This is a genomic window from Streptomyces sp. NPDC046870 (assembly GCF_040704595.1).
In the GTDB taxonomy this organism is placed as follows: domain Bacteria; phylum Actinomycetota; class Actinomycetes; order Streptomycetales; family Streptomycetaceae; genus Streptomyces; species Streptomyces argyrophylli.
Window position 1 is genome coordinate 67,720 of record NZ_JBEYXM010000004.1, and the last position, 11,974, is coordinate 79,693.

The window sequence follows — 11,974 nt, forward strand, 5'->3', positions numbered from 1 at the left end:
GCGAACCGGGGATCCCGCCCGAGCGGGCTACCTGCTGCCGCCCTTGGCCAGGAAGGCCAGCAGGTCCTGCCGGCTGACGACGCCGGTCGGCTTGCCCTCGACCAGCACGATCGCGGCGTCCGCCGAGCCCAGCACCTGCATCAGGTCGCCGACCGGCTCGCCGGAGCCGACCTGGGGCAGCGGGGCGCACATGTGCTTCTCCAGCGGGTCCTCCAGCGAGGCCCGCTTGCTGAACAGGGCGTCGAGCAGCTCCCGTTCCACGACCGAGCCGACGACCTCGGCGGCCATCACGTCCGGGTGACCGGCGCCCGGCTTGACGACGGGCATCTGCGAGACGCCGTACTCGCGCAGCACCTCGATGGCCTGGCCGACGGTCTCCTCCGGGTGCATGTGCACCAGGGACGGGATGGAGCCGCCCGCCTTGTCGCTCAGGACGTCGCCGACGCGGGCGCTGGGGCCCTCGTCCTCCAGGAAGCCGTAGTCGGCCATCCACTCGTCGTTGAAGATCTTGCTGAGGTAGCCGCGACCGCTGTCGGGCAGCAGCACCACCACGACGTCGTCCGGGCCGAGCCGCTCGGCGACCTTCAGCGCGGCCACGACGGCCATGCCGCAGGAGCCGCCCACCAGCAGGCCCTCCTCCTTGGCCAGCCGGCGGGTCATCTGGAAGGAGTCCTTGTCGGAGACGGCGACGATCTCGTCCGCGACGCTGCGGTCGTAGGCGGTCGGCCAGAAGTCCTCACCGACGCCCTCGACCAGGTACGGCCGCCCGGAGCCGCCCGAGTACACGGAGCCCTCGGGGTCGGCGCCGATGACCTTGACCGCGCCCTGGCTGGCCTCCTTCAGGTAGCGGCCGGTGCCGGAGATGGTGCCGCCGGTGCCGACGCCCGCCACGAAGTGGGTGATCCGCCCCTCGGTCTGCTCCCACAGCTCGGGGCCGGTCGAGTGATAGTGCGAGAGCGGGTTGTTGGGGTTGGAGTACTGGTCGGGCTTCCAGGCGCCGGGCGTCTCGCGCACCAGCCGGTCGGAGACGTTGTAGTACGAGTCCGGGTGCTCCGGGGCCACCGCGGTCGGGCACACGACCACCTCGGCGCCGTACGCGCGCAGCACGTTGATCTTGTCGGTGCTCACCTTGTCCGGGCACACGAAGATGCACTTGTAGCCCTTCTGCTGGGCCACGATGGCGAGTCCCACGCCGGTGTTGCCACTGGTCGGCTCGACGATCGTGCCGCCCGGCTTCAGCTCCCCGCTCTGCTCCGCGGCCTCGATCATGCGCAGGGCGATGCGGTCCTTCACGGAACCGCCCGGGTTGAAGTACTCCACCTTGGCCAGGACGGTCGCCTGGATGCCCTTGGTCACGTTGTTGAGCCGCACCAGCGGGGTGTCGCCGACGAGGCTGATCATCGAGTCGTGGTATCGCACCGTTGTCTCCGGTCGCTGCAAAAGAACTGTTCGTAGTGGTGCCGCCAGCCTAAGGCCAGCGGTGCGGCGGGCGCGGTCGTTCACTCCCCGTCGAGATTGGCGCACGGTCCGTACGGGGCAAGGAGTGGGTACGGCTACGAGGAGGTGGCGGCGACGCATGACGAGGATGTCCAGGGCACGGGTGGCCCGGCGCATCGCGGCCGGGGCGGCGTACGGCGGGGGCGGGGCCGGGCTCATCGGCGCGGCCGTCGTCGGTCTGGTGCTGGCGGAGGTGCGACTGGCGCGGCGCCATGTGGGCAACGGCGGCGCGGGGCGGGTGCCGGTGGCCGACGGCGTGTACGGGCACACGTACGACACTCCCGGCGAACCACCGCTGCGGCTGACCATGCTCGGCGACTCGACGGCGGCGGGGCAGGGCGTGCACCGGGCGGGCCAGACCCCGGGGGCGTTGCTGGCCTCCGGGCTGGCGGCGGTGGCGGAACGCCCGGTGGAGCTGCGGAACGTGGCGGTGCCGGGCGCCCGGTCCGACGACCTGGACCGCCAGGTCGCGCTGGTGCTGTCCGCGCCCTGTCCCGTCCCGGACATCTGCGTGATCATGGTCGGCGCGAACGACGTGACCCACCGGATGCACCCGACCCGCTCGGTTCGGCACCTGTCGGCGGCGGTACGACGGCTGCGCACGGCCGGCGCCGAGGTGGTGGTCGGCACCTGTCCCGACCTGGGCACGATCGAGCCGGTGCAGCAGCCGCTGCGCTGGCTGGCCCGGCGGGCGTCCCGGCAGCTGGCGGCGGCCCAGACGATCGGGGTGGTGGAGCAGGGCGGGCGCACGGTGTCGCTGGGCGATCTGCTCGGGCCCGAGTTCGAGGCGAACCCGCGGGAGCTGTTCGGGCCGGACAACTACCACCCGTCGGCCGAGGGCTACGCGACCGCGGCCATGGCCGTCCTGCCCACGGTGTGCGCGGCGCTGGGCCTGTGGCCGGAGGAGGAACGCCCGGACGTGTCGCGCCGCGAGGGTTTCCTGCCGGTGGCCCGCGCGGCGGCCGAGGCCGCGTCGGAGGCCGGCACCGAGGTGACGGCGGCCATGCCGACGGGGCCGCGGGGACCGTGGGCGCTGCTCAAGCGCAGGCGCCGGCGGCGGGTACCCGAGGCGGAGCCGGCGAGCCGGCCCCTCTGACCGCCTCCGTCCGAACCCGACCTGGGCAAAGCAAGCGCTTAGACAATTGCGGTCAGTGTCACACCGCGACACCGGTGACCTGGCCCATACGTACGGGTAACTTCCCACCTGCCCTGCCCGAAAAAATCCGCCACTGGAGCCGTGATGCCCGAAGCCGTGATCGTCTCGACCGCCCGCTCCCCCATCGGCCGCGCGAACAAGGGCTCCCTGAAGGACCTGCGCCCCGACGACCTCACCGCCACGATCATCCAGGCGGCGCTCGCCAAGGTCCCCGAGCTGGACCCCGAGGACATCGACGACCTGATGCTCGGCTGCGGCCTCCCCGGCGGCGAGCAGGGTCACAACCTCGGCCGGATCGTCGCCGTGCAGATGGGCATGGACCACCTGCCGGGCTGCACGATCACCCGCTACTGCTCCTCCTCCCTGCAGACCTCCCGCATGGCCCTGCACGCCATCAAGGCCGGCGAGGGCGACGTCTTCATCTCGGCCGGTGTCGAGACGGTCTCCCGCTACCGCAAGGGCAGCTCCGACGGTCTGCCGGACACGCACAACCCGCTGTTCGCCGAGGCCGAGGCCCGCACCGAGTCCGTCGCCCGGCAGGAGGGCTCGACCTGGCACGACCCGCGCGAGGACGGCCTGCTGCCCGACCCCTACATCGCGATGGGCCAGACCGCCGAGAACCTGGCCCGCTGGAAGGGCGTCACCCGCCAGGAGATGGACGAGTTCGGCGTCCGCTCGCAGAACCTCGCCGAGGAGGCCATCAAGAACGGCTTCTGGGAGCGCGAGATCACCCCGGTGACCCTCCCCGACGGCACGGTGGTCAGCAAGGACGACGGCCCGCGCGCCGGCGTCACCCTGGAAGCCGTGCAGGGCCTGAAGCCGGTCTTCCGCCCGGACGGACTCGTCACGGCCGGCAACTGCTGCCCGCTGAACGACGGCGCCGCCGCGCTCGTCATCATGTCCGACACCAAGGCCCGCGAGCTGGGCCTGACCCCGCTCGCCCAGATCGTGTCCACCGGCGTCTCCGGCCTCTCCCCGGAGATCATGGGCCTCGGCCCGGTGGAGGCGAGCAGGCAGGCCCTGCGACGCGCCGGTCTGACCATCGACGACATCGACCTGGTCGAGATCAACGAGGCCTTCGCCGCCCAGGTGATCCCCTCGTACCGGGAACTCGGCATCGACATCGACAAGCTGAACGTCAACGGCGGCGCCATCGCCGTGGGCCACCCGTTCGGCATGACCGGCGCCCGCATCACCGGCACGCTCATCAACTCGCTGCAGTGGCACGACAAGCAGTTCGGCCTGGAGACGATGTGCGTCGGCGGCGGTCAGGGCATGGCGATGGTCATCGAGCGCCTGAGCTGACGCACCGTCGGTAGCGGGCCGCGCACGTCACGTCACGGAAGGGCCCGGAACCCGGGAAACCCCCCGGTTCTGGGCCTTTCCGTGATCCAATCTCCCCCAGGATGTGACCTATGTCGCTCGCCCGACACATCCCTGCTGGTCAGCGCGGATCGGCGTGACGCACGACACAGCCACGCATGCAAAGTTCTGTCCGTTTCGTGACGTTACGCACTGACAGTTGGTTAGTCCGCCCTTCAAGCTGATGTAGGAAGTCGGGGGTCGACTGTGAACCGGGAGTACGTCAGTGAGCGCCATGCCGATCGCCCTGCTGCTCACCACGGCAGCCACCGGCGCCGTGGGTGTCGCCGTCCTGCGCACCGTGCTGAAGCTGCGCCGCCAGCTCACCGATCTGGCGGCGCAGCTCGCCGACGGCCAGGCGGCCACGACACGCGCCCTCCTGCCGAAAGCCCGTACCGCCGCGGACGCCGCCGAGATACGGGCGGCCGTGGCCGAGGCGCTGGCCGAGGAGCGGGAGCGCGAGCTGGCCGAGGCGCGCGCCTTCTGGGCGGCGCAGGAGGCCCGTGACGCCTCCGACTCGCCCTCGCTGTACGGCCTGCCCGACGCCGACGTGTTCCTGCCCCGCCAGGCGGACTTCGCGGGCCTGGAGCCGCTGGAGCCGGTGGCCGAGCCGGGTGCCGACGCCGACGAGTTCGCCGGGGAGTCCCCGGAGCTGGCCGCGGCCCGCCGCCGGCACCCCTCGCACCCGGACTTCGTCCCCGTGCAGTCGCCGGTCGTGAACGACCACGAGCGCACCGTCAGCACGCTGGAGGAGCTGGCCGACGAGCGCGTCGAACTCTCCGACGTCCGTCCCGGCCCGCTCGGCACGCTCGACGTCTACGTCTTCGCCGACGGCACCACCCTGTGCATGACCCCGGGCCACCGTGAGACGGCGGAGCGCCTGGCGAGGGCCCTGGAGTCCGGCGAGGCCCCGTACCTGCTGGGCGGCTCGGGCATCTCCGGCGCGTACACCCTGACGTTCGCGTGCGGCGAGGAGACGGTGTACATCCTGGCCGACAGGGTGATCGCCTCCCTCTGACGGGCGACGCCGGACGCCGCGTCAGACCCCCGCCCGCTGCCGCGCCTCCTCCACCAGCCGCACGGCCTCGGCGACCTGTTCCTCGCTGCGCACCACGACCGCGAGGTCGTGCGCGGCCACCAGGATCTGGTCCGCCGCGGCGAACATCCCCGCGTCCGGCATCTCCCGGGGCTCGCTCCCCGGCTCCTCCATCAGCTGGGCCCGCCGGGAGAGCTCCCGGGCCAGGGCCAACGCCTCCGCCGCGGCGCTGCGTTGGAGCCGGCTCTGCGGTGCCGCCCGCAACCGGTCGGCGAAGTGATCCACTGCTTGGGTCAAGGGCGTCGTATCAACCACCCGCCGAGCGTAACGCCCCGCACTGTTGCCAATACGCGAACGCTCAGGCACGGTGACCTGAAGGACCGGCTTACATCCCCTTTGTGTTCGGAGGCGCCGATGTCCCACGTCTTCTCCGAGGAGACCCACCGCAATCTGCTCGCCCGCATCCCGCACTGCACCGGTCGCGAAGTCTCCGACTGGCTGCGCACCGTCGAAGAAGGCCCGGCACTCTTCCGCTTCGAGGAGAAGGTCAGCTGGCTCCGGCACGAGTACGACCTCGCGTACGGCCACGCGAAGGCGATCGTGCACGAGTACGACCTGAGGAGGGCGGCGCGCAAGCTGCTCTGAACGGCACAGGGCCCCGGGCGGATCGCCCGGGGCCCTGCCGACAGCCGTGCCGGCGCTAGTCGTTGCTGCTGAAGATCGCCACCAGCCGCAGCATCTCCACGTAGATCCACACCAGGGTCAGGGTGAGACCGAACGCGGCGAGCCATGCCTCGTTGCGCGGGGCGCCGTAGGCGATGCCGTCCTCGATCTGCTTGAAGTCGAGGGTCAGGAAGAACGCGCCGAGCACGATCGCGATGATGCCGACGAGCGCGCCGAGCGGGCCGAAGCTGCGCAGTCCGCCGTCATCGGCGACCCCGAAGGCGACCAGCAGCAGGTTGACCGCCATGACCACCAGGAACGCCATCGCGATGGCGAGGCCGATGCGGGCGTACCGCGCGGTGACGCGGATCCAGCCGGCCTTGTAGATCAGCAGGGTCGCGCCCGAGACGGCCATGGTGCCGAGCACGGCCTGGAAGGGCGCGCCGCTCCAGCGGCTGTTGTACATCTCGCTGATGACGCCGAGGAAGACGCCTTCGAAGGCGGCGTACCCGAGGATCAGCGCGGGTGACGGGGTGCGCTTGAAGCTCTGCACCATCGCCAGGACGAAGGCGATCAGCGCGGAGCCGACGGCCAGGCCGTAGCTGGTGCCCGAGACGGGCAGCAGGGCCCAGGCGAGGGCGGCGCCGACGGCGACCGTGCCGAGCGTGACGGCCGAGCGGACGACGACGTCGTCCATGGTCATCCGGTCGGTGGTGGCCGGGGCCTGGGGCGGGGCGCCGACGCCCTGCTGTGCGTAGGGGTTCTGCGCGTACGGGTTCTGCGCGTACGGGTTCTGCGCGTACGGGTTGCCCTGGGCGGACCCGGCCTGCGGTGCGGTGTTGAAGCCGGCGTAGCCGTTGTCGCGGCTGAACCCCCGTCGCGAGAAGACCGGGTTGCTGCTCCTCATTTCACTCCTCCATGGCTGCCGAGCGCAGCCTTGGCTCAAGAGTAATGGATTGGCAAAGGATCGACCATGATACTTGAGGAGGATCTTTCCCCTGCCGTGCTGCGCAACACGCTACGCGGGCGACTGATTCCCGGCCATGGACGGACGGCTAACCGAGCGGAAACCCTGTGTACGCCTCGGCCAGGTCGGTCTCGGCCGCCCGGGAGGAGGCGATCCGCTCCAGCCGGGCCAGCTGGAGGCGGGCGTCGAAGCCGGTGGCGTCCGGGGCGCGGTGCAGCAGGGTCGTCATGTCGTAGGAGAACCGCTCGGCCTGCCAGACCCGGCGCAGACAGGTCGCGGAGTAGGCGTCGAGGAGCTCCGGGGAGCCGGTCCGCCGCTCGTGGACGAGGGCCCGGGCGAGCGTGACGACGTCACCGACGGCGAGGTTCAGCCCCTTGGCGCCGGTCGGCGGCACGATGTGGGCGGCGTCGCCGGCGAGGAAGAGCCGGCCGTGCCGCATCGGCTCGTGCACGAAGGAGCGCATGGGGGTGACCGACTTCCGGGTGACGGGCCCGCGCTCGAGCCGCCAGCCGTCGTCCGTCTCGAGCCGCCGCTCCAGCTCGTCCCAGACCGCCTCGTCGTCCCACGCCCCGGCGTCCGTGCCCGCGGGCACCTGGAGGTAGAGCCGGGAGACGGCCGGCGACCGCATGGACAGCAGGGCGAAGCCGCGCTCGTGGCGGGCGTAGACGAGTTCGTCGTGCGAGGGCGCGACGTCGGCGAGGATGCCGAGCCAGGCGTAGGGGTACGACCGCTCGAACACCCGGGAGACCCCGGCCGGGAAGGCCCGGCGGGCCACGCCCCAGAACCCGTCGCAGCCGACGACGTAGTCGCACTCCAGCACGTCCTCGCGCCCCTGGCGCCGGAAGGCGACCCGCGGCCGGTCGCTCTCCGCGCCCTCCACGGCCACCGCCTCGGCCTCGAACAGCAGCGGCCCGCCCTCCTCCAGCTGGAGCGCGACGAGGTCCTTGCAGACCTCGGTCTGGGCGTAGACGGTCACGGACCGCCCGCCGGTCAGCGCGGGGAAGTCGACGCGGTGCCGGCGCCTGTCGAACCGCAGCTCGATCCCGTCGTGCCGCAGCCCCTCCCGGTCCATCCGCTCCCCGGCCCCGGCGGCGCGCAGCACGTCGGCCGTCCCCTGCTCCAGGATCCCGGCCCGCTGCCGCTGCTCGACGTAGTCCCGGTCCCGCCCCTCCAGGACGACCGACTCGATCCCGGCGCGGTGCAACAGCCGCGCGAGCAGCAGCCCGGCCGGCCCCGCCCCGATGATCCCGACGGTGGTGCGCATCGGTCGTCTCCCTGGTCTCCCGCCGCCCCATCGAGGCGTTCGCCTGGTGAAATTTCCTTCACCATGTTCGGGCGTGAGTCTCCGGCCGCGCGGACCCCGCTGTCAACGGTGGTGCGGCGATCGAGTGGTGAGAGGACGGTTCCGAGGGGAAACCGACGGCGGAAGGTGCCCGGAGCCGGACTTGAACCGGCACGCCCGCGAAGGGGCAGCGAGGTTTAAGCTCGCCGTGTCTGCATTCCACCATCCGGGCAGGCCATGGGCTCCGCTTGCGAGGTTCGAGCCTATCGGGAGCCATCCCCCGAACAGTGGGCGGGTGGACCGATGTTGTCTTATTTTATTGACGTCTGAGGGTGCATCAGCCCGCGGAACGCGCCATCCGCACTTGCCAATAGCCTGTCGCGACGGCTGTACACGCGTACGCGAAATGACGGAATTTCACCGTCCGAACGAGGGTGTTCCACCTGTTCTCGACACATCCCCCGGCGCGTTCCCCGGCACCGCCTCCGACACGGAGGGCGTCAGGGTCCCCCGTCCTCCCCAGGTATGACGGCGGGCCGCTCCGTCCGACCCCAGTCGCCCTCCGGAACCGGAACAGCGACTGACTACACGCGCGATTCGCACCGAGACGATGGAGCGGTCCCCAGGAACACACGTCGTCCCGACAGGAGCGCCCTCCCGTGACCACCACACCCACCGCCGGCCGGACCACCGCCGTGGCCGCACGCGCCACGGAGCTGTCGAAGATCTACGGGCAGGGTGAGACCCGGGTGGTCGCCCTGGACCGGGTCTCCGTCGACTTCCGGGCCGCCGAGTTCACCGCGATCATGGGGCCGTCGGGCTCCGGCAAGTCCACGCTGATGCACTGTGTGGCCGGGCTGGACACCTTCTCCTCCGGGTCCGTCCGGATCGGGGACACCGAGCTGGGGTCCCTGAAGGACAAGCATCTGACCAAACTGCGCCGGGACAAGATCGGCTTCATCTTCCAGGCGTTCAACCTGCTGCCGACGCTGACCGCCCTGGAGAACATCACCCTGCCGATGGACATCGCCGGGCGGAAGCCGGACAAGGCGTGGCTGGACCGGGTCATCGAGATGGTCGGGCTGTCCGGGCGGCTCGGCCACCGCCCCTCCCAGCTGTCCGGCGGTCAGCAGCAGCGGGTCGCCGTCGCCCGTGCCCTCGCCTCCCGGCCCGAGATCATCTTCGGTGACGAGCCGACCGGCAACCTGGACTCGCGCTCCGGCGCCGAGGTCCTCGGCTTCCTGCGCAACTCCGTGCGCGAACTGGGCCAGACCGTCGTCATGGTCACCCACGACCCGGTGGCCGCCGCCTACGCGGACCGCGTGATCTTCCTGGCCGACGGCCGGATCGTCGACGAGATGTACGGCCCCACGGCCGACTCCGTCCTCGACCTGATGAAGCAGTTCGACGCGAAGGGCCGTACCAGCTGATGTTCCGCACCGCCCTGCGCAACGTCCTCGCGCACAAGGCCCGGCTCCTGATGACCGTGCTCGCCGTCATGCTCGGCGTGGCGTTCGTCTCCGGGACGCTGGTCTTCACCAACACCATCTCCGACGCCTACCAGAAGAGCTCCGCAAAGGGCTTCGACCAGGTCGACGTCGCCGTACGGCCGGAGTACCAGGACTCCCAGGGCAACCAGGTCGGCAGGACGCCCGAGCTGACCCGGGCCCTGCTCGACAAGGCCGCCGCGGTCCCCGGGGCCGCCTCCGCCACCGGTGTCGTCACCGGCTTCACCGCCGTCGCCGACAAGCACGGCAAGCTCGTCGGCGGCGACTGGCAGTCCGCCGGCGGCAACTACTGGGGCCCCGACGACCCCCGTTACCCGCTGGTCAGCGGCCATGCCCCGCGCGGCGAGGACGAGGTGCTGATCGACTCGGCGACCGCGAAGCGGGCCGGCTACCGGGTCGGCGACACCGTGCGGCTCTCCGTCGACGGCCCGGTGCTCACGCCCACCGTCAGCGGCATCTTCACCACCGACGACGGCAACGTCGCCGCGGGCGGCAGCCTCACCCTGTTCGACACGGCGACCGCGCAGGCCCTGTTCGGCAAGAAGGGCACGTACGACGAGATCGACGTGCGGGCCGCGGCCGGCACCAGCCAGACGGAGCTCAAGGCCCGGCTCGACAGGGCCCTGCCCGCGAAGCTGGTGAGGACCACCACCGGCAGGCAGCTCGCCGACGACCAGGCGGAGGCCATCTCCTCCTCCATGAGCAGCCTCAAGCAGGGCCTGCTGGTGTTCGCCGGCATCGCGCTGTTCGTCGGCACGTTCATCATCGCCAACACCTTCACCATGCTGGTCGCCCAGCGCACCCGGGAGCTCGCCCTGCTGCGGGCGGTCGGCGCCTCCCGCCGCCAGGTCACCCGCTCGGTGCTCATCGAGGCGTTCGCCGTCGGCGCGGTCGCCGGCGTGACCGGTCTGGCCGCCGGTGTCGGCATCGGCGCGGGTCTGCGCTCCCTGCTCGGCTCGTTCGGCGCGAGCATGCCCGACGGCCCGCTGGTGATCAGTCCCGGCACGGTGGTCACCGCCCTCGCCGTCGGCGTCCTCATCACCATGCTGGCCGCGTGGCTGCCCGGCCGCCGGGCCGCGAAGATCCCGCCGGTGGCGGCGATGAGCAGCGTGCACGCCAAGGCCACCACCAGGTCGCTGGTGCTGCGCAACACGCTGGGCTCGCTGTTCGCGGCGGCCGGCATCGCGGTGGTCCTCGCCGGCACGAGGATGAACGCCGACACCGGTCAGGGCGCGATGGGCATCGGCGCGGTCCTGCTCATCGTCGGCGTGTTCATCCTGACCCCGCTGCTGTCCCGCCCGCTGATCGCCGCCGCCGCGCCGGTGCTGCGCGCCTTCGGGGTGTCGGGCAAGCTGGCCCGGCAGAACTCGGTGCGCAACCCGCGCCGTACCGCGGCCACCGCCTCCGCGCTGATGATCGGCCTGACGCTGATCACCGGCATGACGGTGATGGCGGGCAGCCTCCAGACGTCCATCGACAAGATGGCCTCCTCCGCGATCCGCGCCGACTACGTCGTCTCGATGGCCAACCGCGGTCCGCTCTCCCCCGGGGTGGAGAAGAAGCTCGCCTCCGCCGACGGGGTCACCGAGAGCAGCCCGCTGCGCAACGGCGAGTCCCGCGTCGACGGCGAGACCGAGTTCCTGACCGGTGTCAACGGCGCGGCGATCGGCAAGCTGACGGACCTGAAGGTGACCGACGGCTCGTTCGCCGTGGGCGGTACGCGGGTCGTCGTGGACGAGGACCGTGCCAGGCACTTCGGCTGGAAGGCCGGTTCCCGCTTCACCGCGCACTTCGAGGACGGCAAGGCCCGGCGGCTGACGGTCGCGGGGGTCTACGAGGGCAACGACATGCTCAACGGGATCATCCTCGACAACAAGGTCCTCACCCCTCATCTGTCCGACCCGGCCGACATGCAGGTCATGGTGAAGACGGCGGACGGGGCGTCCGACGCGGCCAAGGACGGGCTGGAGAAGGCCCTCGGCTCCAACCCGGCGATCAAGGTCCAGGACAAGCGGGACATCTCCCACGAGATCGCACAGATGTTCACGCTGATGCTGAACATGGTCTACGGCCTGCTGGGCATGGCGGTGATCGTCGCGGTGCTCGGCGTCGTCAACACGCTGGCCATGTCCGTCTTCGAGCGCGCCCAGGAGATCGGCATGCTCCGCGCGATCGGTCTGGACCGCCGGGCGGTCAAGCGGATGGTCCGCCTGGAGTCCCTGGTGATCTCCCTGTTCGGCGGGGTGCTGGGCATCGGTCTGGGCGTGTTCTTCGGCTGGGCGGCGGGTGAGCTGCTGGGCACGAAGATGCCGACGTACGAACTGGTGCTGCCGTGGGGCCGGATGGCGGTGTTCCTGCTGCTGGCGGGCGTGGTCGGCGTCCTGGCCGCGCTGTGGCCGGCCCGGCGCGCGGCCCGGCTGAACATGCTGACCGCCATCAAGGCCGAGTAGGCGGTCGTGCGACGCGAGGGGGCCCCGCGGGAGGGGGCCCCCTCGCGTCGTAC

The 11,974-nt window shown here is 71.4% G+C and carries 10 protein-coding genes and 1 tRNA gene; 6 read left to right on the plus strand and 5 right to left on the minus strand.

Going from position 1 to position 11,974, the window contains the following annotated elements:
* Window positions 1–27: 27 nt before the first annotated feature.
* The gene (locus AB0946_RS11410) at window positions 28–1,419 is read right to left on the minus strand and encodes a cystathionine beta-synthase (RefSeq protein WP_366760346.1); all 1,392 of its coding nucleotides are present in this window, start codon (window positions 1,417–1,419) and stop codon (window positions 28–30) included.
* A 157-nt stretch (window positions 1,420–1,576) separates the two neighbouring features.
* On the opposite strand from AB0946_RS11410, the gene AB0946_RS11415 reads away from it, so the two are divergent.
* The 3 genes from AB0946_RS11415 to AB0946_RS11425 all read left to right on the plus strand — a co-directional run bounded on the left by AB0946_RS11415 (window position 1,577) and on the right by AB0946_RS11425 (window position 5,033).
* A complete protein-coding gene (locus tag AB0946_RS11415; RefSeq protein ID WP_366760347.1) occupies window positions 1,577–2,593 on the plus strand; it encodes an SGNH/GDSL hydrolase family protein in 1,017 nt (338 codons plus the stop codon).
* 144 nt (window positions 2,594–2,737) lie between these two features.
* Complete coding sequence (locus AB0946_RS11420) at window positions 2,738–3,958, plus strand: acetyl-CoA C-acetyltransferase (protein ID WP_366760348.1); 1,221 nt, start codon at window positions 2,738–2,740, stop codon at window positions 3,956–3,958.
* Window positions 3,959–4,241: 283 nt separating this feature from the next.
* Window positions 4,242–5,033, plus strand: a complete 792-nt coding sequence (locus AB0946_RS11425) for a hypothetical protein (RefSeq protein ID WP_366760349.1) — start codon at window positions 4,242–4,244, stop codon at window positions 5,031–5,033.
* Window positions 5,034–5,054: 21 nt separating this feature from the next.
* Here AB0946_RS11425 and AB0946_RS11430 read toward each other — a convergent pair whose 3' ends face one another.
* Entirely contained in the window at window positions 5,055–5,336 is a 282-nt protein-coding gene (locus AB0946_RS11430) for a hypothetical protein (protein ID WP_366760692.1), read from the minus strand.
* Between the two features lie 129 nt (window positions 5,337–5,465).
* Between AB0946_RS11430 and AB0946_RS11435 the strand changes: the two genes are divergently transcribed.
* Window positions 5,466–5,696, plus strand: coding sequence for a DUF4287 domain-containing protein (locus tag AB0946_RS11435; RefSeq protein WP_030653267.1), 231 nt, complete (start codon window positions 5,466–5,468; stop codon window positions 5,694–5,696).
* A 55-nt stretch (window positions 5,697–5,751) separates the two neighbouring features.
* Here the strand turns inward: AB0946_RS11435 and AB0946_RS11440 are convergent, their stop codons facing one another.
* The 3 genes from AB0946_RS11440 to AB0946_RS11450 form a co-directional block, all read right to left on the minus strand.
* Window positions 5,752–6,621 carry a Bax inhibitor-1/YccA family protein gene (locus AB0946_RS11440; RefSeq protein WP_366760350.1) on the minus strand — a complete coding sequence of 290 codons (870 nt, stop codon included), beginning with the start codon at window positions 6,619–6,621 and terminating at the stop codon, window positions 5,752–5,754.
* Window positions 6,622–6,769: 148 nt separating this feature from the next.
* The gene (locus AB0946_RS11445) at window positions 6,770–7,945 is read right to left on the minus strand and encodes a 4-hydroxybenzoate 3-monooxygenase (RefSeq protein WP_366760351.1); all 1,176 of its coding nucleotides are present in this window, start codon (window positions 7,943–7,945) and stop codon (window positions 6,770–6,772) included.
* 166 nt (window positions 7,946–8,111) lie between these two features.
* Window positions 8,112–8,195, minus strand: a tRNA-Leu gene (locus tag AB0946_RS11450).
* 427 nt (window positions 8,196–8,622) lie between these two features.
* Here AB0946_RS11450 and AB0946_RS11455 point away from each other — a divergent pair.
* A complete protein-coding gene (locus AB0946_RS11455; protein ID WP_366760352.1) occupies window positions 8,623–9,393 on the plus strand; it encodes an ABC transporter ATP-binding protein in 771 nt (256 codons plus the stop codon).
* Window positions 9,393–11,921, plus strand: coding sequence for an FtsX-like permease family protein (locus AB0946_RS11460; RefSeq protein ID WP_366760354.1), 2,529 nt, complete (start codon window positions 9,393–9,395; stop codon window positions 11,919–11,921). Before AB0946_RS11455 ends, AB0946_RS11460 begins: the two co-directional genes overlap by 1 nt.
* The last annotated feature ends 53 nt before the right edge of the window (window positions 11,922–11,974 follow it).